20 protein-coding genes are annotated in these 21,134 nt (G+C 45.2%); 6 read left to right on the top strand and 14 right to left on the bottom strand.

Going from position 1 to position 21,134, the window contains the following annotated elements; all coding sequences use genetic code 11:
- Positions 1-41: 41 nt before the first annotated feature.
- Positions 42-314, top strand: coding sequence for a hypothetical protein (locus ACFBZI_RS01475; protein WP_375714696.1), 273 nt, complete (start codon positions 42-44; stop codon positions 312-314).
- Positions 315-518: 204 nt separating this feature from the next.
- On the opposite strand, the gene ACFBZI_RS01470 is transcribed toward ACFBZI_RS01475, so the two are convergent.
- Complete coding sequence (locus ACFBZI_RS01470) at positions 519-866, bottom strand: cell division protein ZapA (protein WP_375714695.1); 348 nt, start codon at positions 864-866, stop codon at positions 519-521.
- A 66-nt stretch (positions 867-932) separates the two neighbouring features.
- Positions 933-1,292 carry a hypothetical protein gene (locus ACFBZI_RS01465; RefSeq protein WP_375714694.1) on the bottom strand — a complete coding sequence of 120 codons (360 nt, stop codon included), beginning with the start codon at positions 1,290-1,292 and terminating at the stop codon, positions 933-935.
- A gap of 320 nt (positions 1,293-1,612) precedes the next feature.
- On the opposite strand from ACFBZI_RS01465, the gene ACFBZI_RS01460 reads away from it, so the two are divergent.
- The 3 genes from ACFBZI_RS01460 (at position 1,613) to clpB (ending at position 6,184) form a co-directional block, all read left to right on the top strand.
- The gene (locus ACFBZI_RS01460; protein ID WP_375714693.1) at positions 1,613-2,251 is read left to right on the top strand and encodes a UPF0149 family protein; all 639 of its coding nucleotides are present in this window, start codon (positions 1,613-1,615) and stop codon (positions 2,249-2,251) included.
- A gap of 15 nt (positions 2,252-2,266) precedes the next feature.
- On the top strand, positions 2,267-3,244 hold the full coding sequence (ribF, locus tag ACFBZI_RS01455) for a bifunctional riboflavin kinase/FAD synthetase (protein WP_375714692.1): 978 nt from the start codon (positions 2,267-2,269) through the stop codon (positions 3,242-3,244).
- A 363-nt stretch (positions 3,245-3,607) separates the two neighbouring features.
- Complete coding sequence (clpB, locus tag ACFBZI_RS01450; RefSeq protein ID WP_375714691.1) at positions 3,608-6,184, top strand: ATP-dependent chaperone ClpB; 2,577 nt, start codon at positions 3,608-3,610, stop codon at positions 6,182-6,184.
- Between the two features lie 468 nt (positions 6,185-6,652).
- Here clpB and ACFBZI_RS01445 read toward each other — a convergent pair whose 3' ends face one another.
- The 12 genes from ACFBZI_RS01445 to ACFBZI_RS01390 all read right to left on the bottom strand — a co-directional run bounded on the left by ACFBZI_RS01445 (position 6,653) and on the right by ACFBZI_RS01390 (position 17,786).
- Positions 6,653-7,768: an ABC transporter permease gene (locus ACFBZI_RS01445; protein ID WP_375716284.1), complete on the bottom strand. Its 1,116-nt coding sequence runs from the start codon at positions 7,766-7,768 to the stop codon at positions 6,653-6,655.
- A 17-nt stretch (positions 7,769-7,785) separates the two neighbouring features.
- On the bottom strand, positions 7,786-9,027 hold the full coding sequence (locus tag ACFBZI_RS01440; protein ID WP_375714690.1) for an ABC transporter permease: 1,242 nt from the start codon (positions 9,025-9,027) through the stop codon (positions 7,786-7,788).
- Positions 9,024-10,334 carry an HlyD family secretion protein gene (locus ACFBZI_RS01435; RefSeq protein ID WP_375714689.1) on the bottom strand — a complete coding sequence of 437 codons (1,311 nt, stop codon included), beginning with the start codon at positions 10,332-10,334 and terminating at the stop codon, positions 9,024-9,026. The genes ACFBZI_RS01440 and ACFBZI_RS01435 overlap by 4 nt, the downstream gene beginning before the upstream one ends.
- A 133-nt stretch (positions 10,335-10,467) precedes the next feature.
- A complete protein-coding gene (locus tag ACFBZI_RS01430) occupies positions 10,468-11,919 on the bottom strand; it encodes a TolC family protein (RefSeq protein ID WP_375714688.1) in 1,452 nt (483 codons plus the stop codon).
- 161 nt (positions 11,920-12,080) lie between these two features.
- The gene (locus tag ACFBZI_RS01425; RefSeq protein ID WP_375714687.1) at positions 12,081-12,491 is read right to left on the bottom strand and encodes a ClpXP protease specificity-enhancing factor; all 411 of its coding nucleotides are present in this window, start codon (positions 12,489-12,491) and stop codon (positions 12,081-12,083) included.
- Positions 12,488-13,117 carry a glutathione S-transferase N-terminal domain-containing protein gene (locus tag ACFBZI_RS01420; RefSeq protein WP_375714686.1) on the bottom strand — a complete coding sequence of 210 codons (630 nt, stop codon included), beginning with the start codon at positions 13,115-13,117 and terminating at the stop codon, positions 12,488-12,490. The genes ACFBZI_RS01425 and ACFBZI_RS01420 overlap by 4 nt, the downstream gene beginning before the upstream one ends.
- Positions 13,118-13,252: 135 nt before the next feature.
- Positions 13,253-13,978: a cytochrome c1 gene (locus ACFBZI_RS01415; protein ID WP_375714685.1), complete on the bottom strand. Its 726-nt coding sequence runs from the start codon at positions 13,976-13,978 to the stop codon at positions 13,253-13,255.
- Positions 13,978-15,183, bottom strand: a complete 1,206-nt coding sequence (locus ACFBZI_RS01410) for a cytochrome b (RefSeq protein WP_375716283.1) — start codon at positions 15,181-15,183, stop codon at positions 13,978-13,980. The genes ACFBZI_RS01415 and ACFBZI_RS01410 overlap by 1 nt, the downstream gene beginning before the upstream one ends.
- A 23-nt stretch (positions 15,184-15,206) precedes the next feature.
- On the bottom strand, positions 15,207-15,791 hold the full coding sequence (gene petA / locus ACFBZI_RS01405; protein ID WP_375714684.1) for a ubiquinol-cytochrome c reductase iron-sulfur subunit: 585 nt from the start codon (positions 15,789-15,791) through the stop codon (positions 15,207-15,209).
- 669 nt (positions 15,792-16,460) lie between these two features.
- A complete protein-coding gene (gene rpsI, locus ACFBZI_RS01400) occupies positions 16,461-16,847 on the bottom strand; it encodes a 30S ribosomal protein S9 (protein WP_076554328.1) in 387 nt (128 codons plus the stop codon).
- A 9-nt stretch (positions 16,848-16,856) separates the two neighbouring features.
- Entirely contained in the window at positions 16,857-17,288 is a 432-nt protein-coding gene (rplM, locus tag ACFBZI_RS01395; RefSeq protein WP_152708197.1) for a 50S ribosomal protein L13, read from the bottom strand.
- Positions 17,289-17,588: 300 nt separating this feature from the next.
- On the bottom strand, positions 17,589-17,786 hold the full coding sequence (locus ACFBZI_RS01390; RefSeq protein WP_375714683.1) for an NF038104 family lipoprotein: 198 nt from the start codon (positions 17,784-17,786) through the stop codon (positions 17,589-17,591).
- 344 nt (positions 17,787-18,130) lie between these two features.
- On the opposite strand from ACFBZI_RS01390, the gene mnmG reads away from it, so the two are divergent.
- Together mnmG and ACFBZI_RS01380 are read left to right on the top strand one after the other, a co-directional pair.
- A complete protein-coding gene (mnmG, locus tag ACFBZI_RS01385; protein ID WP_375714682.1) occupies positions 18,131-20,026 on the top strand; it encodes a tRNA uridine-5-carboxymethylaminomethyl(34) synthesis enzyme MnmG in 1,896 nt (631 codons plus the stop codon).
- Between the two features lie 74 nt (positions 20,027-20,100).
- Entirely contained in the window at positions 20,101-21,069 is a 969-nt protein-coding gene (locus ACFBZI_RS01380) for an AEC family transporter (RefSeq protein ID WP_375714681.1), read from the top strand.
- The last annotated feature ends 65 nt before the right edge of the window (positions 21,070-21,134 follow it).

Below are 21,134 nucleotides of genomic sequence, written 5' to 3'. Positions count from 1 at the left end.
GCTTTATTTCTTCATTTTTGAGAGTGTTTGGAAAAATTGTTATGTTTGCTTTTATTTTAAATGCGTTGATTATCTGCGTGGTGATGTGGGTGCTGCTAAAATTTATGTATCCTAAGCCGCCCAAGGCATTTTTTCCGCAAGAAGGCGACGATACCAGCTTGCGTCAGTGTCATTATTGCGGGCATCAGTTGGCGACTTATCGGGGCATTTTGTTACAAAAAAACCAAGAAAATGAGCGATTTTTTTGTAATGACGAGCATCTGCAAAGCTATGCCGACACGCACCCTGATGAAAATTTGCCCAAAGTCAGCTGATACTGATATTTTGATAAAATTTATCAATGGATAACGGATAATAATGGCAATAAAACCGCATTAACAAACGCTGCCAATAAAAATGGCATCGGCAAAATGGTAACAGCCATAACGGCAATAACCATAAAGCCAATGTCATGTTATTGATTAATTTTTATTAATTGTCAATTTATTATTGCCATCAATAATTAAAAATGATTAAAATTACAGCATTGAGCGTGCTTGGCTATTAATTTTATCAATCATAGATGCCACTTGTTTTCGCTCATCTTGCAGGGCGTTGATTTGGTTTTGTAGTGCTTGGATTTGATCATAAAAATCTAGGCAAACAAACACCAACAGCTCTTCGTTGCTTGGCGTTTTATTCTTAAGATCTTTGCGTAAATCACGGATTTTTTGGTTGATGGTTTCAACGCTGCTTTCTAAGTTTTTGATTTCGCCGACAGGACAGACGATGCGGTGCGATGTGCCAGCAATGTTGATGTCAATTTGGCGAAATTGTTCTTGGGCGATGATGGCAGGTTTTTGATTTGGTGTGTCTTGTTGATTCATAAAAATTCCTTAAAATTTCTTAAAATTCATTAAAAATATCTTTGTACAAAATACCAATAATATCAATCAGTTAGAATAATCAATTTTTGATAACCAATCACGAATTGTTTCGACACGAGCAACGGCTTTGGCATTTTTTTCTTTGAGATCTTCGTTTTCGGCGATGAGTGCTTGATTGGCTTGGTACAAGTCAGAAATTTGGTCTTCTAGGCTGCTGCGTGTCTGCTCTAGGCTGTCGATTTTTTGATGATAGTTGTCGGCATCAAGTATGGCTTGGCTAAGTTTGGCTTGCAAGGCGTTGATTTGTTGTGGACTGTCATCGTTGGCGATGCGTTGCTTGAGATTGGCAAGCTCGGTGGCGGTTACGGCATATTGTTTTTTCATCGCAATGATGGTTTGCTCAAGGGCTTGTAATTGGGCTAACATAATTTTTCCTAATGTGAAGTTTGTTAAACAAATTTTACTAATATTATCGTATTACGGTCAATTTGTCTATCGGCAAATTTTTACCACGCATTCGATGCTCTTTTGGCTGTTTAAAGTGATTTTTAATGCCATTAAAAATTAAATATTCATCAATGAGCTGCAAATTATCCAAAAAATGCTTGTCGACATGGCAGCGTGTGCCATTGACAATTTTGCCGCACAACGATGGCGGTTGTGTTATAATAAGCAGTTTTTTAAATTGATACCAGTATTGATTATTGACCAAATAAACCAAACCAAAATAAGCCAAAAGGGGAATTATGAGTACCGATTATCTGTCTGGCTGGGACGATTGGACGGCGGCGTTTGCCGACTGGAGTGATGTGTCCATCAGTGAGCTGCATGGCATCATGACAGGCATCATGACCATGTGCCACGCCACCGATGTGGACGGCTGGACACGCATTTTAGAAGCGTTGAGTTTTTCGCTGCCAGATGAAGCGGCACTTGAGCTGTTGAGCGAGTATGCCGAAGATGTCAGCTTTGCCCTAAAAGACAAAGACGACGCCTATGGCTATGAGCCGCTGGTGCCTGATGATGAGCATGAGCTGCACGAGCGAGTGTTGGCACTCAAAGACTGGGCAGGTGGCTATATCACAGGTATTGGCGTGGCTGGCGTGAGCTTGACGGCGGACGAAAATGAGCTGATTCGTGCTTTGATGGAGATTGCCGCTATTCGTCTGGCAGACGAAGAAAGCCTAGAAGGTGGCGAAGAGATGTGGCTGCATTTGTTCGAATTTGCTCGCATGGTGCCAGTGAGCTTGGCGGTGCGTCAGCGTCAAGAAGTCAAAAATTTGCCACTACTAAAAGGCTTATCACCAGACGCTAAGACCGCCAACGAAATCGCCGCCGAAAAACTTGGCGTGCCTGTGATTGATGCCATGGCAAATAAACAATAAGCAGCATTGATTTTCATGAAAGTTATTCAATTAGATATTCACAATCCGCCAACTTTACCGCCTGTTGCTTTGACTATTGGCAATTATGACGGCGTGCATTTGGGACATCAGGCACTGCTGTCGGCATTGTCCGATGACGCTCGGCAAATGCAGCTGGCTCAAGCGGTGATGGTTTTTGAGCCGCAGCCCAGAGAGTTTTTTTTGCCAGACAATCCGCCAGCACGACTGACCAGCATTGGCGAAAAAATCAGCCAAATTGCCAAATTGGGCGTTGATTATCTGCTGGTTGCCAGTTTTGATGACGCATTCCGCTCTTTGTCGGCACAAGATTTTTCAGCATTGCTAAAAAATTTGAATGTCGCACATTTGGTATTGGGTGATGATTTTCGCTTTGGGCATGACAGAGTGGGCGATAAGGCATTTTTGGCCAAGATGGGTTTTAGTGTGGATAATTTGCCCAGCATCACCCAAAATGGCGTGCGTATCAGCTCATCAAAGGTGCGTGAAGCACTGGCAAATGGCAAGCTTGAGCAAGCGGCATCGCTGCTTGGGCGAGCGTACAGCATCACAGGTCAAGTCGTGCATGGTGATAAGATAGGGCGAACTTTTGGTTTTCCGACTGCCAATGTCGCCCTAAACCGCCTAAAACCTGCCTTGCATGGCGTGTATGCCGCTGATGTGTTGGCGTATCGTGATGGCGTGTTGCTTGACTGGCAGGATTTGGGTGAAGGTCAGGGTGTGGCAGGGCTTATGGACGGTAGCCGATTTGCGGCGGTGAGTGTGGGCTTGCGTCCCAGCGTCAAGGGCAAAGACTGGCGGCTGGAAGTGCATTTGCCGCACTTTGCAGGTGATTTGTACGGTCTGGAATTACAGGTGATATTGACGCACTTTTTGCACGGCGAGCGGCATTATACCAGCATCGAAGCACTGACGGCAGGTATCAGCCAAGATGTCCAAGATTTGCTGGCTTGGCGTCATAAACAACCAAAATAGCTAAACCAATAAAACCAAAACAACAGCAAATCACCCATAAAAAATAGAGCCAATTTCACCGCTCTATTTTTTATTGTTAAGAATAAGATAAATTGCCCTAAAAATTTTGCCACATGGGGCGAGTTTTGACAAATACAAGTCTGTTATCAAAAAATAATTAATCATAATAAAATCAATTAATTATAAAAATATTTGTGGATAACTTTATCTAAGTATTGAAAAAATTATCACCGCCTACCATATATTTTTCAACAATGCAATCACCATTTATCAATGATTGATATTTTATGTTGGCTAATAAATTTGTCTGGTAATGCCAGTGATTATCGCCACGATGATTAACATTGATAATAAGGATAACCGATGAATTTTGAAAAATACACTCGTACATTACAAGAGATTATCCGCCAAGCACAGCAGTTAGCAATGACCCAGCGACATACGGCGATTGCTCCAGTGCATCTGCTGATGGCGGTGCTGGACAACGACACAGGCAATGCCATTTTGACGGCAAGCGGTGCAAACATGGCGGATTTACAAAACTTAAGCCGTGAACTGCTGACACATCAAGCCATCATCAGCCAGCCACCTGCCCAAGTGGGTCTGTCGCCTGATGCTGCCAAAGTGCTACAAGCTACCGAAAAGCACGCCAACCACGCCCAAGATGAATATGTGGCGGTAGAATGGCTAATTTTGGCGTTATTTGAAGACAAAACCACGCACAAAGTCTTGACGCAGGCAGGCATGACGGCGAGCAATTTACAACAAATGATTACAAGCATTCGAGGGGGTGAAACCGTGAACAATCAAAACAGCGAACAAAACCGACAAGCATTGGACAAATACACCATCAACCTAACCGAGCGAGCATTGGCAGGCAAATTGGACCCTGTGATTGGGCGTGATGACGAAATCCGCCGCACGGTGCAGGTGCTATCACGCCGCACCAAAAATAATCCTGTGCTGATTGGTGAAGCAGGCGTGGGCAAAACTGCCATCGTTGAAGGGCTGGCTCAGCGTATCGTCAATGGCGAAGTGCCTGAAAGTCTGCGTAATAAAACCGTGCTATCTTTGGATATGGGTTCGTTAATCGCTGGAGCGAAATATCATGGTGAATTTGAAGAACGACTAAAATCGGTATTAAACGAACTTGCCAAACAAGACGGCAATGTCATCTTATTTATCGATGAGCTACACACCATGGTGGGTGCTGGCAAAACCAGTGGGGCTATGGACGCAGGCAATATGCTAAAACCAGCATTGGCACGGGGTGAGCTGCGTTGCGTGGGGGCGACCACTTTGGACGAATACCGCCAATACATCGAAAAAGATCCTGCCCTTGAACGCCGATTCCAAAAAGTGCTGGTTGATGAGCCAAGCGTTGAAGATACTGTGGCGATTTTGCGTGGTCTAAAAGAGCGGTATGAGTTGCACCACGGTGTCAAAATCATGGACTCGGCGATTATTGCTGCCGCCAAAATGAGCCATCGCTACATCACCGACCGACAGCTGCCAGATAAGGCGATTGATTTGATTGATGAAGCTGCCAGTCGCATCAAGATGGAGCTGGATTCTAAGCCTGAGAGCTTGGACAAACTTGATCGGCGTATCATTCAGCTAAAAATGCAGCTAGAAGCGGTCAAAAACGAAGACGATGCGTCAGCAAAATCACAGGTCAAATCATTGCAGGCACAAATTGACGATGCCCAACGAGAATATGCCGAGCTAGAAGAAGTGTGGCGAGCCGAAAAAGCTGGCGTCGAAAAAAGCAAGCAGCTACAAGCCAAGCTGGATACCGCTCGCATCACGCTGGAGCAGGCATTGCGTGAAGGTGATTATGCGCGAGCATCACAGCTACAATACGGCGAGATTATCGAGCTTGAAAAACAGCTTGCCGAAGAGCAAACGGACGAGAGCGAACAGACGCCCAAATTGTTACGCAATAAAGTTACCGATAACGAAATCGCCGAAGTGGTGTCAGCAGCCACAGGCATTCCTGTTGCTAAGATGCTACAAGGTGAGCGTAATAAACTGCTGGCAATGGAAGAGCTATTGCACGAGCGTGTGATTGGTCAAAATGAAGCGGTGCGTGCCGTCGCCAATGCTGTACGCCGCAGCCGTTCTGGATTGTCAGATCCTAATAAGCCGAGCGGTTCGTTTTTATTCTTAGGCCCAACAGGGGTTGGTAAAACTGAACTGACCAAGACGCTGGCGAATTTTTTATTTGACTCAGAAGATGCGATGGTGCGGATTGATATGAGTGAATTTATGGAAAAGCACAGCGTGTCTCGCTTGGTTGGTGCACCCCCAGGTTATGTGGGTTATGAAGAAGGCGGCATTTTGACCGAAGCGGTACGCCGTAAGCCTTATAGCGTGGTGCTGTTTGACGAAGTGGAAAAAGCACACCCTGATGTGTTCAATATCTTATTGCAGGTGCTGGACGATGGCCGCTTGACCGACAGCCAAGGGCGTGTGGTGAATTTTAAAAACACTGTCATCATCATGACCAGTAATCTGGGCAGCCACACCATCAATGAGATGAGCGATGCGGCGTATGATGAGATAAAATCAGCGGTGATGGCGTCGGTTACAGCACATTTTCGCCCCGAATTTGTCAATCGCATCGATGAAATTGTCGTCTTTCATAGCTTGGCTCGTGAGCAGATGGTGGGCATTGCCAAAATTCAGCTTGAGCGGCTGCGTTTACGCCTAAAAGAGCGTGAAATCGGCCTTAGCTTAAGCGATGAAGCGATGACGCACTTGGTGGCGGTGGGCTATGATCCTGTGTTTGGTGCCAGACCGCTTAAGCGAGCCATTCAGCAGGAAATCGAAAACCCATTGGCGCAGCTGCTGCTGGCTGGTGAATTTGCCGCTGGCGATACCATCAGCATCGACTGGGCGGACGATCAATTTACCTTTGATAAATTGCGGTATAATTAATTCAGTCAGCTTAAATTCAGATTAAGCCAGCTTAAAAAACTGAGCAATTTACCAAAATAAACCAAAACCACCGAGATATTTAAAATATTTCGGTGGTTTTTTTGATTTTTAAATTAATTCAATGCAAAAATAAAAAAGCCAAGCAGATACTTGACTTTTTTATTTATTTGCCTATGATAGGCACATCAAGACAGGTGTAGCAGCACCTGTCTTGTAGGTTACCGCTGCTCACCTATCAAGCAGCAGCAACCACCCAGTAAGGAGTAACGCAATGAAGAGCATTATTCGCATTGCAATTATCCTTGTGTTGATTATCTTACTACGCTCAAGTAGCTAAGTCAAGTATAATTAACCAAGCGGCTATCACCAGCGGTATCGGTGGTAGCTGCTACTGGGTCAATTCTAAACCATTTATTGCAAAAAACCAAGTCAATTTTTCGTTTTAAACATTTATCGCCATAAAATTGACTATCTCTTATATCTCGTAGGGTGATTTGAGCAAAAGCACAGCCGCCAAATTGCCAACATGGTAAATATCAGCATGGTTATCGCCAAATATACCAGTTTTGGCAAAACATCGGCGATGGTGACGCCCATTTGATTGAACTGCACAAACGCCAAAATGCCTTGGGTACTGGGTAAAAGTCTGGCAAACCACGCCAATATAGGCGGCATCGCAGCCAATGGATAAACCACACCAGACAATAAAAACAGCGGCACTGACGAAAAAATCAGCACTTGACCGACACGCTCTGGCATATCAAAAAACGATGCCATAAATAATGCTAGAGCAATCACACCATAAACAAACAGCACGCTGGTCAGCACCATGCCAATAAAATTGCCGCCACGGGGATAATCATGCCACCAAAATGCAAATCCAAACAAATAAAAACACGACAACACACCAATCACGCCAACGACAGCAAAGATGGCAAATAAACGGTGCAGACTTAGGCGGCGCTGCTGTTGCCGAATCTGAGTAATCATCATACCAACGCCAAGCAGTAGCGTCTGATGCACAATCAGCGGTGCAACAGCGGCAAACACATAGCTGCCATAGCCTGACAGCGGATTAAACAATGGGATTTTATGCACTGGGGCGTGCGGTATTTTGTGATGAATTTGGGTGAATTTTTCAAGCTCTTGGCTTAATAATGCTTGCAAACTATCTGCCAGCCCAAGCCCTGCTTGCTGTGTGCGTAAAAAGTACGCTGCACTCAAATAAATGCCAATACCGCCACTGTCGCCGTGATGAATGCTGGTACTTAGGTTGTTTGGCAAATATAAAATGCCTTCAGCTTGGTTGGTTTGTACCAGTTTAAAGGCGTCGCCGTATTGCTCGGTGATGGCAACCACTTCGATGCTGGGGCTGTGTTTGGCGGTCTGGATAATTTTTTGGGTCAGTGGTGATTGTTCTTGATCGACAATGACAATCGGCACATGCTCGGCGTGCTGGGCTTGATAAGCGGCAGGATAAAAAAAGCTATAAAGATAGACCGACAGCACCAAAGTCAAAAAAATCGAACGATTTTTGACAATCAATAGCAGTATCTCTAGGCAATTTTGCCCAAATGCTCTCAAATGATAAACAAAAGCTGTCATGATGGATTGCCTTGATTTTGCCCTTGATTTTGCACTTGGTTGTGCCGTTTATGGTGTAATTTTTGTAATAACAACACGGAAGCAATCCCAAAAATAACAACAAATACCATCAAAACCGCCAACTGTGGCAAAATATTGGCGGTTGGCGTGCCGATAATCCAGCTTTGAGTTTGTATTTTGGCGTAGCTGGTAAATGGGATAATGTTGGACCAAAATTTGGCAAAACCTGACGCATTGTTTAGTGGCAACGACACGCCGGCAAAGCTCATCGATGAACCGCCATAAACCGCAAGCAGTCCAAAACTTTTGTTGGCGTCTTGAGTGATTAAAATAATCAACGCACCAAATAACGCATACGCCCAATAAAACAGCCCCTGTGCCACAATCAGCACCACGCCACTGCCAGCGATAAAATAACCACGCACACCAACCAGCCATGTCAGCCACAGCCAATGCCACAGACAAATGATGGCAACATAGACGCTGATTTTGCCAAAAAAAGCCGAAACAGGCGACCGCCCCAGCCAGTCACTGAGCGTGTTTTGCTTAAATTCCATACCGATGGCAAAAGCAATCAGACAAGATAATAGCAAATGCAGCACCGCAGGCACCAAAAACGGCTCCAAAAATAATTCGTAGCTCATTTGTGGGTTAAACAATACGGCAATTTTGATGTGCGATCGTGTGCGTGCCAAATGTGGCAATAAGCCATCAAAATGCTCTTGGCTCAAAAACTGACGAACGCCAGCATGGGTGGCGGACGATAAAGCCGATGCCGTGCCGCTGCCCCAGCTATAAAAAGATTGGTTGTGCATGATGGCGATACCAGCGTCATCACCACGCACCAGACGCTTTTCAGCCCCCTGCGGAATTTGCAGATAGCCGCCAATTGCTAAGGTGTTGATGGCATGTTCGGCAGCCTGTGGGTTGGTGCTGATGTCAGTGATTGTCAGCGTTTGGCTGGCATTGATATGGCGGATAATCGTGCGACTTAGTGTGCTTTGGTCTTGGTCAATCACCATCACAGGCAAATGCTGGGCTTTTACCCCAATAAATAAACTGCCAAACAGTACAATCACCAACAGCGGTATGCCAAATAACACGAACAAATCCCAAGGACTGCTTGACAATCGGCGACACTCTCGCAGCACGCCACACCAAAAACTGCCCAAAAAACCAAACTGGCGTTGGTTGTGGCGGCTTGTTGGTGTTTTGGTATTGGGCAGCTGCTTGCTCATGGCTGATTTATCGTGTCGATTTGCACATCAAAAATCACGCTCATGCCAGCTTTTAGCCCTGCGATGGCATCGATTGGCTCAAGTGTCAAAGTAAAACTTTTGATGTCATAACCGCCGCTTTGTCTGGTGCTTTTTATGGTGGCAAATTCGCCTTCGCTGTCGGTGGCAACGATACGAAAATCCGCCGTGCGATTTAATGCAGGGATATAGCCACTCAGACTTGAGTGCTGATAGATGCTGGCGTAATAATCTTCTCGCACGACTAGCTTGACGCTGGTTTTGGCATCAAGCAGGCTCAGTACTGGAATCGCAGGCATTGCCAATTCGCTGGGTTTGGTATAGATTTTATTAATCACGCCGTCAGCAGGGGCGTGCAGCAGGGTTTCGCTGTCTAGGGCATCGGCTTCTTGGACGGCGGCTTGAGCGATTTTGACTTGGGCATCGGCACTGGATTTTTGTTCATCAGTGCGACCGTGGACGGCTTTGAGATATTGTTGATGGGCAGCTTGTGCCAGCTGATTGGCGGAGATGTTGGCAGTTTGCATTTCATCACGGCGTTGGCGAGAGATGACGCCTTCTTGGTACAGATAATCGCCACGCTGGGCGGTTTTGGCAGCCAAGTCCGCCTGTGCGACAGCCGCTTGCCAATTGGCGTGCAGGGTTTCGACATTTTCTTGGCGAGTGCCACGATTGGCCGACGATTGCAGAGCAAGTGCCGATTGTAGCATGGCGGCGGCTTGCTGCTTTTTGGCTTCGATTTCTGGGCTGATGAGTTTGATGAGCAAATCGCCTGCCTTGACCGCTTGACCTTCTGTAACATAAATGGTGTCAATGCGACTGGGCAATTTGGTGCTGACATTGATGGTTTCGCTGTGGACTTCGCCTTGTAGCGTAACGATTTGTTTGCCAGCGATTTTGTCCTTGAGTGTCTGCACCAAGCCATCGTCATGCTTGCCAGAGTTGCCACTGGTGGTATTAACGGTATTTGCCGCTGTCTGTCCGCCGCCTTGGTAGCTTTTTAATAAACCATAACCAATCAGCATCAGCAGGGCGGCACACAGCATACCCACCAAAATCCAAAAAATTGGCTTTTTTGGGGCAGATTTATAAGCTGCCGATTGATGTTGCTGCGATTGTGCGACATCGTCCGTGTCGTTGCCATCATCGCTTTTTGGCGGATTGTCCGTTGTCTGATTTTGCTCGCCATCGATTGATATTTGCTCATCATTGGGCTGATTTGATGGCGTGTTAAATTCATCATTTGATGAATGATCAGCAGGCGGCGTGTCGGATTTTTGCTTACTCATGGTGTCGACTTGTGGTTGATTTTGTCAAATGCTGATCAATAAAATAAACATTTAATTTGAATATCAATTTAAAATAATTTAATCAAAACTGATTAAAAGCTGATTGAAAATGGTAAAATTGCCAAATGGTCAATCAGTTGGCAATCTGAATTACGCCCCTGCCTGTCAAATAATCGCCAAAGCGGTCCAAATTGCCCGTGCTGTGTAGCAGGCTTGCCAACGCCATGATGTAGCGGTAGGCGTTGGCGGCAGTTTCGCTGTGGACTTGTTGCAGGCGGTTTTCGGCATCGATGACATCGGTGGCAGTACCAAAGCCTTCTTGAAATGCCAATTTTTGAATGCGTAAATTCTCCAAAGCGGCACTGCGATTTTGCACCAAAATGCCATGCGTCAGCCGAGCGTTATTAAATTCCAAATACGCCAAGTGCATGGCTTTGACGGCTTGTTGGGTGGCTTGCTCGGCAGCGGCGGCAGCGGCGTTGGCTTTTAGTCTGGCGGCTTGGATTTGCCCATCACGATTGACGCCAGTGTATAAAGGGTAATTGGCAGCGACACCGACAAACCAGTCATTATCACTGGGAGCATACTCACCAAAGGCAAAAACTTTGGGCTTTTTGCTTGCTTTTTGTAGCTTGACTTGCTGATTGGCAAGGCTGACATCAGCGGCAAGTTTTTGCACCAGTGGCGACTGCGTGTCAAATGCTTGTTGCAAATCTTGCCAGCTCAAAGACTGCGATGGGTTGATAAATAGCAGCGTGGACAACTCATCAAGCTGGCGTTTGCCAAGCAAATCTTGCAGCTCAAACAGGCTTTGCTCATAAGCCAGTTTTGCCAGCTCATAAGCTCGCTGAGTCTGATTGCGTGCCACTTCAAATTGCATTCGCTGCCCACGACTGATAAAACCTGCCTGCTCAAGTTTTAGGGCATTGTTGGCGTGCTGCTGCATCGCTTGGTAATTACTGGCTGCTGCCTGCGACAGCGTGTGCTTGAGCTGCGTGCCAAAATACAGGCGAATCAGTTCAAGTTGCACCAGTGAATTTTGTTCTTGGGTGGACAGACTTTGGCGTTGGCTGCCAAGATTGGCGATTTGTTTGCTGGTGCTGATGACGCCGCCAGTGTATAGCGGTGCCGAGATGACAATGCTGGGCGTGATTTGGCTGTCTTTGGCGTCCAGATGGATTTCGTTAGGCAAGCGGTTGATGGCATTGCCGATTAACTGCTGATTGATTTGACCGATTTGTGATAATTGATCGGTATCTAACCCAAGATTTGCCAAATCGGTGAGTTTGGCATCAGATTGGGTATTTAGATGTTCGCCCAATGCCGATTTGATGCCATCGGTGGCGACATCGGCACGCTGATGGTAGCTGATGGCTCGGGCATTGAGTGAGATTGTTGGACGACCTAGCCCTGACAGTGCGTCCGCCTGAATGCGACTGGCTTCATCAAGCAGTGCTGCTGCTTGCAGAGCTGGCGAATGGCGGTACAAATCGGCTTTGGCTTGCTCATAGCTGTATTGAGCCAATGCCGATACTGATGCCGACCAGATGGATAAAGATAATGCCGCAGCAACCAAAAGACGCATGGATTAACCTGTACGCTCAATAAATACAAACAAATGCAAACCAAAAATCCAAAATAAACCAGTCCATCATTTGATGATAAATTTGATGGTAAAGCGTTATTTTATCAAATTACCTGCCAGATTGTTAAAAAACTGTGACTGTTGCGTTTAGTTTTGTAAATTTAGTCAAGCACTCTTAGCGCTGAGCCTTTTTTGCTGGCAGGCTTTGGTGCTGCTTTGTTGGTATCGTCAGCGACGACATCGGCATAGTCAGCGTACTCATTGGGATCAAAAAACGCACCATGCTCAGGGTCTTCTTTGGCATAAATTGCCATCAAAGCTGGCATGGGAATCCAAATTTGCCGTGAGATGCCGCCAAATCGTGCATCAAAGCTGATGGCATCATTGTCAATTTGCAAATTGTGCGTGGCTTGATAAGAAGCGGCCAGCACTAATCGACCTTCTTGGGCGTATTCCAGTGGTGCGACAACATCAGGGTGTGTGGCATCAATCATCAGATAGGGCGTGTAGTCGTTATCTTCGATCCATTCATGAAAAGCACGGACGATATAAGGGCGTTTTGGTGTGGTCATAAAGTTTCCTTGAATTGAATACTGGCTTGAAAACTTGGGCGAGCAAATAACCGTGATTGATAATCCAACAATGGGCGTGTCAAATGCACAGGCAGCTGAATTTGCATTTCGGGCAATCGCCACAATAAGGGCAATAATAACGCATCGCACCAACCAAATTCATCGGACAAAAAATAAGGCTGATGGCCAAATAACGGAGCCAGCGTTACCAGTGAATCGGACAATGATTTTTTGGCAAGTTCGGCTTGATTGTAATCAAAACTGTCTGGGTGGGTTAGCAGCGTATATGCCAAAGCCAGCCAGTCTTTTTGCAGACGCCAAGCCAATTGCCGCACTTTGGCACGCTCATTGGGAGCGGCGGGCAGCAGGCGCGGCATCTGATGTCGCTCTTCAAGATATTCAAAAATGATATTAAATTCATACAAGGCAATATCACGATTGACCAAAATCGGCAGCGTGCGATAAGGGTTTAGCTCAATCAGCTCTTCGGGGTATTCGTCGTCAATGATAATCAGCTGATATTCCAGCTGCTTTTCTTCGAGCAATAAGCGTACGATATGGCTATTTAGCCCATGGTCGGCATAAAGTACGAACTGTGCTAAGGGAATGTGTGGTAATTTTGCCATGATAAGCCATTGCATGAATGATGCCATTAGTTTAGCAAAATTTTTTGATTAAGTCTGTAACTATCTGGTGAAATTGGTGGGCAAAATACAAAAAGACCGATGAAAAATCACCGGTCTTTTGATGGTTAGACTGTCTTATTTGACATCTTTCCAGAATTCTTTGTTAAGTAGATATACTGGAATTAATAGAATCAACAAGAACAGTACCACAAATGCACCATAAACCTTACGATCGTGGCGGACTGGCTCAGCCATCCATGCCATAAAGTTTACAAGGTCGCCAACTCGTGCTTCGTACTCTTTTTGACCAAGTGAGTGTTGCAGGTTGTGCAACACATGTGGCATGGCAGCATTTGCCAGCACAAGGTTGTTTGCACCCCAAGGACGGCTTGGATCTTCGTAGAATGACAATAGGTAAGTATATACCCAGTCATCACCACGCAGACGAGTTTCTAGCGACAAATCTGGTGGTGCTGCACCGAACCACTGGCTTTGTAGCTCAGGGTCAATGCCAGCAGTGATGTGATCACCGATGGCATTGGTTGTTACCATCAGATATTTTTCAACCAACTCAGGTGGAATGTCCAAATCCTGTGCAATGCGAGAGTGGCGAACATATTGTGCTGAATGGCAACCAGCACAGTAGTTCATAAACATCGCAGCACCACGCTGTAAAGAGCCTTTATTGGTCAAGTCAATCGGTGCTTTGCTACACTCTAGGGTAACTTTTGAGCCGTCAGCTTCGGTATATTCACCACAGCCATGACCACCCGAAGCAAGAGCATTATTGCTCATCAAAACGCCAGCTGTCGCCAAAATAGCACCAGCACCGAATTTTACAAGTGAATTAAGTGCTTTCATTAGTGACCTCCGGTAACTCGTTCTGGTGGTTGTTTGCATTTCTCAATCGAAGTGTAGAACGGCATCAATAGGAAATACAAGAAGTATAGTGCTGTACAGATACGACCAACGATGGTAGCGGTTGGTGTAGAAGCTGTACCGCCCAGATAGCCTAGAATGACAAAGCTAACAGCAAAGATGGCAAGGGCGATTTTTGACAAAATGCCTTTGTAGCGAATTGAACGCACTGGTGAGCGATCCAGCCATGGCAGGACAAACAACGCAGCAATCGCAGAACCCATGGCAATGACACCACCCAATTTGTGCGGTACGGCACGCAAAATGGCATAGAACGGCATGTAGTACCATACAGGTGCAATGTGTGGCGGTGTTTTTAGAGCGTTTGCCACTTCAAAGTTTGGTTTTTCTAGGAAGTAGCCGCCACCTTCAGGAACGAAGAATACCACAGCAAAGAAACAGATAAAGAACACCACGATACCAACCATGTCATGAGTGGTGTAGTATGGGTGGAAAGGTACGCCATCAAGTGGCACGCCGTTTTTGTCTTTAAGTTTTTTGATGTCGATACCGTCTGGGTTGTTTGAGCCAACATGGTGCAAGGCAACCAAGTGCATAAATACCAAACCAACCAATACCAAAGGAATGGCAATCACATGCAGAGCAAAGAAACGGTTTAGGGTAATGCCAGAGATTAGGTAGTCACCACGCACCCATTCTGCCAAGCCATCACCAATAAATGGAATCGCAGCAGGCAAGTTTAGGATAACCTGCGCACCCCAGTAGGACATATTGCCCCATGGTAGTAGGTAGCCAAAGAAACCTTCCGCCATCAAGCATAGGTAGATGCCCATACCGATAAGCCAAACAAGCTCACGGGGTTTTTTGTATGAGCCGTATAACAAGCCACGGAACATGTGCAGATAGACAACGATAAAGAACGCTGACGCACCTGTTGAGTGCATATAACGGATTAGCCAGCCGCCTTTGACATCACGCATGATGTATTCAAGCGATGCAAATGCACCTTCGGCACTTGGGTTGAACATCATTGTCAGCCAAATACCTGTAACCAACTGGTTGACCAAAACAACCATGGATAGCACGCCAAAAAAGTACCAAAAGTTGAAATTTTTTGGTGCATAGTATTTGGACATGTGGTATTCATAAGTTTCGGTGGCGGGATAGCGTGCGTCTACCCAGCTCATAAACTTCTTAGCAATACTCATGATTAAGCCTCCCCAACGGTCAAGATTGTGCCATCGATGCTATAGATCGGCACTGGCAGGTTCGCAGGGGCAGGTACGCCGCTATACACGCGTCCGGCTAGGTCATACAAAGATCCATGGCATGGACAGAAAAAACCACCAAACCAGTCAGCACCACCCAAATCTGCCGCACCGACTTCAGGACGGAAAGTTGGTGCGCAGCCCAAATGCGTACAAACACCCTCAACAACCAACAATTCTGGTTTTAGTGAGCGTGTTTCGTTTTTGCATTCTTCAGGCTGAACAGATGCTTCAGAATTTGGATCGCTAAGTTTTGGGGTTACTTTACTAAGATTTGCCACCATCTCTTCAGTGCGTTTGACGACAAAGATGGGCTTGCCACGATATTTCACGGTAATCATTTGTCCGTTTTCGATACCTGCGATGTCTTGAACGACAGCGGCACCAGCGGCTTCCGCTTTGGCGCTTGGATACCAAGAACGCACAAATGGGGTGGCGATCGCACCAACACCGACTGCACCAATGGCAGCTGTGCTTGCGATTAGGACTCTACGGCGTTTAACATTCACGCCTTCGGCATGGCTCATTAAAACTTCCTCCAGAAAAAGAATGGGAATATTCCCATACTGGGTGTGTGGCTATAATAAAACACTTTTATTAAATTTGCCACATTTGCTGTGCCTATTTTTGCTAAATATGACTATTTTAAGCTATTTTTGTAATAAAATAAATTATTCTCTTACAAAGTTGTCAAAAAAAGTCGCAAAAATTTTAATGATTTAACGAAAAAGCGAATTTACCGAATATTAGCTAATTTAATATTGTAGTAAAATTGATATAACTGAGAATTTTCGAAAAAAAATTATCTCTGTAATGTTACCATATTTTAAAATTTTTTTCTGCACTGCTTTGGTAAAATTGCAAGAAAAGTTACAAAAAATCTTAATTGCTGTCTGCTTGTTTTGGGTAATTAATAAAAAATTGCTAAAAATTTAAAAATTTAAAACAGCTTGATTTATTTAAGATGGCAGTTATTAGCGAATAGTGATTAAAAATTGCATGAAGTTTTTATTATTTATTAATAAATTTTATCTGATATTTTAACCAAATATTTTAATCAAACGCTTTAATTGAATGTGAAATTAATAAAGATAGAACTGGTGAAATGTGAAATTAAAAAGCACGGCAAAAAAACATAAGCAAATAAAAAGCCCTTGATAAAAACCAAGAGCTTTTTGCATGTGGCAATCGTAAGATTAACGCTTTGAGAATTGTGGACGACGACGAGCTTTGCGTAGACCCAATTTTTTGCGTTCAACTTCACGAGCATCACGAGTAACGAAGCCAGCTGCTTTTAGAGCAGGTTTGTAGCTTTCGTCAGATTCGATCAATGCACGAGTGATACCATGACGAATTGCACCCGCTTGACCATTGATACCACCGCCAACAACAGTGATGTATAGGTCAACGCTATTGGTCAGTTCTAGCAACTCTAGTGGCTGACGAACAACCATGCGAGAAGTTTCACGACCGAAGTATTCGTCTAGTGATTTGCCGTTTACAACGATGTTACCTGTGCCTTTAGACAAGAAGACACGAGCGGTAGAAGTCTTGCGGCGACCAGTGCCGTAATTGCGTTCCATAATGTCTCCTTAGATGTCTAGTACTTTAGGTTGTTGAGCTGTGTGTGGGTGTTCAGTACCCGCATACAGTTTTAACTTCTTAATCATTGCATAGCCCAAAGGACCTTTTGGAAGCATGCCTTTAACAGCTTTAAACAATACATCTTCAGGCTTGTGAGCAAGAAGTTTTGTAAAGTTGGTTTCCTTGATACCGCCCGGATAACCAGTATGACGGTAGTATTTTTTGTCCTGAGCTTTTTTGCCAGTTACAGCAATTTTGTCAGCATTAATAACAACGATATAATCGCCAGTATCCACATGTGGAGTGTACGATGGCTTATGTTTGCCACGAAGACGAGAAGCAATCTCAGAAGCTAGACGACCTAGAGTTTTGCCTTCAGCGTCCACGACATACCAGTCATGTACAACTTCAGCAGGTTTAGCACTGATAGTAGTAGTCATATAAAACCTATTTAGTTGAGTTTGAGAGTAATACAAATAAAAATCTCAAGCAATGCTTGATTTTATTTGTTTTTAGAGTTGGGGAAACGAAGGGCTCTCAAAAAACAGCTGCCATTATACCAAACCTTGCCATTGCCGTGCAAGCATTATTTAAAGCATTGATGGCGATAATTGGCTGTTTTTGAGCCAAGTTCTGTCCATTTTATCCGCCGTTACCAAGTGATTTTTGGTATCTTGGCGGGTATTTAATTGGTTTGGTTAAGTTTGGCTAAACTTGAATTTTGACAGCTAATAATGCCGTTATTTTTTCTTGTGCTTACTTTCTTTTTCGTCATCGCTATCGCCAGGGATTAGAGCTTTGCCGACAGCGACCGTGCCTTTGACCACGCCTTTGGTGGTTTTGTAGGCGACTTTGACAGGTACAGTAACGATTTTATGCACGCAAGCGGTCATGGTGGTGCAAGTCAGAACGATTAAAAAAGCGTGCAAAAGTTTCATAACGGTTTGAATTTTATCTAAAAAATTTATGATTATAAAATTAACATTTGTCATGACAATTAATACGGTGATTAAATTGTCATGACAAATAAAGATGGCGTATCATAAGCGATAATCGGCACAAATGCAATCAAAAAGCGTGGTTTGTCGCCAGATTTTTGTTGGGCTTGGTTAAAAGTGTGCTAAAATAGCCAGTTTGATTAAATTTTGACTTTGATCGTACATTTATCAGTGCCGTTAAATTGTAAATCATCGATTTGATAATAGATTAACAAATTAATTAATTAATTAAATCAATCAACGGCAACTGGATAATTTGGCTGGACAACTGGATAACAAATCACATGAACACTTATCACTACCCAAAAACTTATGATGTCATCGTCATTGGTGGCGGTCATGCAGGCACCGAAGCGGCGTTGGTAGCTGCTCGCATGGGTTCGGCAACTTTGTTGGTAACACACAATATTGAGACTTTGGGGCAGATGAGCTGTAACCCTGCCATTGGCGGCATTGGCAAATCGCATCTGGTGCGAGAAGTGGACGCTTTGGGTGGGGCGATGGCTTTGGCAACTGACCAAGCAGGCATTCAGTTTCGTGTGTTAAACAGCCGAAAAGGGGCGGCAGTGCGAGCCACACGAGCCCAAGCTGACCGCATTTTATACAAGGCGGCGATTCGCCATGTGCTTGAAAATCAAGACAATTTGGATTTGTTCCAGCAGCCTGTTGATGACATTATTGTCGAAAATGGCCGTGCCGTTGCCGTGGTAACAGCGTCTGGCGTGCGGTTTAATACACGCACGGTGGTGCTGACATCAGGGACATTTTTGGGCGGTGTGATTCATGTGGGGCTGGAGTCGCAGCGTGGCGGACGAGCGGGCGACATGCCAGCGATTCGCTTGGCTGATCGTTTGCGTGAATTAAACCTGCCTGTCGGGCGACTAAAAACAGGCACGCCAGCACGCATTGATGCTCGCACGGTGGATTTTAGTGTGATGCAAGTGCAGCCGGGCGATACACCGTTGCCAGTGATGAGCTACATGGGCGATGTGTCGATGCACCCACGCCAAATCAACTGCTACATTACCCACACCAACGAGCGTACGCACGAGATTATCCGTGCCAACCTTGACCGCTCACCGATGTTTAGTGGCAAAATCGAAGGCGTTGGCCCACGCTATTGCCCAAGTATCGAAGATAAAATTCACCGCTTTGCTGACAAAGACAGCCATCAGATTTTTATTGAGCCTGAAGGGCTGACCACGCACGAATTATACCCAAACGGCATCTCAACCAGCTTGCCATTTGATGTGCAAGTGGCGTTTATCCACTCAATGCGTGGGCTTGAAAATGCTCACATCACTCGCCCGGGTTATGCCATCGAATACGACTATTTTGATCCCCAAAATCTTAAGCCGACGCTAGAAACCAAGTCCATCGACGGCCTGTTTTTTGCAGGGCAAATCAACGGCACGACAGGCTACGAAGAAGCTGCTGCCCAAGGGCTTTTAGCAGGTCTAAATGCCGCACGCCAAGCGTCCGATCAAGCCCCTTGGACGCCGCAGCGACATCAGGCGTATCTTGGCGTGTTGGTCGATGATTTGATTACCCACGGCACAAACGAGCCATATCGCATGTTTACCAGTCGTGCTGAGCATCGCCTGCTGCTGCGTGAAGACAACGCCGATGAGCGTCTGACTGCCATTGGGCGTGAATTGGGTCTGGTCGATGATGAACGCTGGGCAAAATTTAACCAAAAAATGGACGCCATCGCCAGTGAAACCGCTCGCCTACAAGACATTTGGGCGACGCCAAATAACGCCATTGGCAAAGCATTTATGACAAATACTGGCGAGATTTTGACCAAAGAAAACACGCTGCTGGATTTATTAAAACGCCCCAACATTAATTTTGACGACATTGCCCAAGTGGCCGACAGTCAAGCGGCTCAAGAAGTGGGCGAGCAAATCGAAATCCGTGTCAAATACGCAGGTTATATTGACCGCCAAAATGACGAAATCGAGCAGATGAAACGCCTTGAAAATACAGAGCTGCCACTGGATTTTGATTATCAAGCGGTTTCAGGTTTGTCTAATGAAATTGTGCAAAAATTATCACAAGTACGCCCAGCGACTTTGGGGCAGGCAAGTCGTATCAGTGGCGTAACGCCTGCAGCGATTAGCCTGCTGGCAATGACGATAAAAAAGCTCAAAAAGACCCAAGAGATTTTGGATAAATAACTGCTTATTTGTCTGAGTTTATTTTATCTTATTTTAATAATAAATTTCGTAAAATCACTGATTAAGGTTTGTGTATGAATGCCCAAGCATTATTTGCTGCCATCAGTTTTGCTTTTATGATTGTATTTCCAAACCTAGCAATCATGGCACTTGGGTATGCGATGCACAAGCGTGGCACGATTAACGCCAGTTTCATTGATGTGGCATCAAAACTGGTGTTTAATTATTGCTTACCGTGTTTGCTATTTTTTAGTGTTATTAAAAGTCAGGTAAATTACTCTGAACAAATCACGCTCATCACCGCTGGCGTTGTTACCACTTTTGTGTTGTTTATCGGTGCAGAGATTTATGCCAAATATTTTGTGCCAAATCAGCGTGATAAAGGCGTGTTTGTGCAGGGTGTTTTTCGCTCAAATATGGCGATTATTTCGCTGTCAGTGGTGGGTAATGCCTATGGCAGTCAAGGCACGAGCGTTGGTGCGGTATATATGGGGCTGATTACGATTTTGTATAATATCTTATCAGTCATCACGCTATCACGCACCCAAAATGTCAAAAATTTTGGACAACAAAGTCTGGATATTTTCCAAAAAATTATTAAAAATCCGCTAATTATCGCCCTAGTTGCCGCCTTTGTTTATCAAGCGTTAGGTATTAATTCGCCGCCTACACCCATTGTCCGCACAGGTGAGTTGTTGGCACACATTGCTCTGCCTTTGGCACTGCTGTGTGCTGGGGCGACACTGGACATCAAATCCATGCTGGGCTTGTCAGGCATCTCAATGCAAGCAAGCATTGGGCGGGTGCTGGTTGCACCACTGTTGGCGGTGGTTGTGGGCGTGGCGTTTGCCTTGCCGCCGATGCATTTTGGTGTGCTGTTTATTATGGTAGCAAGTCCTGTGGCAGCCGCCAGTTATGTGATGGCAAAGGCGATGGGCGGTAACGATGTGCTGGCGGCGAACATTCTTGCCTTCACCACTGTGGTGAGCATGATTGGGCTGGCGGTTGGCATGGCGTGCTTGCGTGTTTTGGGTTGGGTGTGAGCTGGGTACAGTTCGTCATTTTGACATTTTGCTGTTTGCTAAATTATGATTAATTTTGCATCATA

The sequence above is a fragment of the Moraxella marmotae genome (assembly GCF_042219885.1).
Classification (GTDB): Bacteria; Pseudomonadota; Gammaproteobacteria; order Pseudomonadales; family Moraxellaceae; genus Moraxella; species Moraxella marmotae.
The sequence above is the reverse complement of the archived record's forward strand: the minus strand, read 5'-3'. Positions and strand labels throughout refer to the sequence as shown.

What these genes read in the sequence shown, in the direction of transcription:
- clpB (WP_375714691.1), top strand. Translation starts at nt 3,608, where the DNA reads ATGAATTTTGAAAAATACACTCGTACATTACAAGAGATTATCCGCCAA.
- ACFBZI_RS01420 (WP_375714686.1), bottom strand. Translation starts at nt 13,117, where the DNA reads ATGGCAAAATTACCACACATTCCCTTAGCACAGTTCGTACTTTATGCC.
- ACFBZI_RS01475 (WP_375714696.1), top strand. Translation starts at nt 42, where the DNA reads ATGTTTGCTTTTATTTTAAATGCGTTGATTATCTGCGTGGTGATGTGG.
- ACFBZI_RS01415 (WP_375714685.1), bottom strand. Translation starts at nt 13,978, where the DNA reads ATGAAAGCACTTAATTCACTTGTAAAATTCGGTGCTGGTGCTATTTTG.
- ACFBZI_RS01425 (WP_375714687.1), bottom strand. Translation starts at nt 12,491, where the DNA reads ATGACCACACCAAAACGCCCTTATATCGTCCGTGCTTTTCATGAATGG.
- ribF (WP_375714692.1), top strand. Translation starts at nt 2,267, where the DNA reads ATGAAAGTTATTCAATTAGATATTCACAATCCGCCAACTTTACCGCCT.
- ACFBZI_RS01435 (WP_375714689.1), bottom strand. Translation starts at nt 10,334, where the DNA reads ATGAGTAAGCAAAAATCCGACACGCCGCCTGCTGATCATTCATCAAAT.
- mnmG (WP_375714682.1), top strand. Translation starts at nt 18,131, where the DNA reads ATGAACACTTATCACTACCCAAAAACTTATGATGTCATCGTCATTGGT.
- ACFBZI_RS01465 (WP_375714694.1), bottom strand. Translation starts at nt 1,292, where the DNA reads ATGTTAGCCCAATTACAAGCCCTTGAGCAAACCATCATTGCGATGAAA.
- ACFBZI_RS01430 (WP_375714688.1), bottom strand. Translation starts at nt 11,919, where the DNA reads ATGCGTCTTTTGGTTGCTGCGGCATTATCTTTATCCATCTGGTCGGCA.
- ACFBZI_RS01380 (WP_375714681.1), top strand. Translation starts at nt 20,101, where the DNA reads ATGAATGCCCAAGCATTATTTGCTGCCATCAGTTTTGCTTTTATGATT.
- ACFBZI_RS01390 (WP_375714683.1), bottom strand. Translation starts at nt 17,786, where the DNA reads ATGAAACTTTTGCACGCTTTTTTAATCGTTCTGACTTGCACCACCATG.
- ACFBZI_RS01460 (WP_375714693.1), top strand. Translation starts at nt 1,613, where the DNA reads ATGAGTACCGATTATCTGTCTGGCTGGGACGATTGGACGGCGGCGTTT.
- rpsI (WP_076554328.1), bottom strand. Translation starts at nt 16,847, where the DNA reads ATGGAACGCAATTACGGCACTGGTCGCCGCAAGACTTCTACCGCTCGT.
- rplM (WP_152708197.1), bottom strand. Translation starts at nt 17,288, where the DNA reads ATGACTACTACTATCAGTGCTAAACCTGCTGAAGTTGTACATGACTGG.
- ACFBZI_RS01410 (WP_375716283.1), bottom strand. Translation starts at nt 15,183, where the DNA reads ATGAGCTGGGTAGACGCACGCTATCCCGCCACCGAAACTTATGAATAC.
- ACFBZI_RS01440 (WP_375714690.1), bottom strand. Translation starts at nt 9,027, where the DNA reads ATGAGCAAGCAGCTGCCCAATACCAAAACACCAACAAGCCGCCACAAC.
- petA (WP_375714684.1), bottom strand. Translation starts at nt 15,791, where the DNA reads ATGAGCCATGCCGAAGGCGTGAATGTTAAACGCCGTAGAGTCCTAATC.
- ACFBZI_RS01470 (WP_375714695.1), bottom strand. Translation starts at nt 866, where the DNA reads ATGAATCAACAAGACACACCAAATCAAAAACCTGCCATCATCGCCCAA.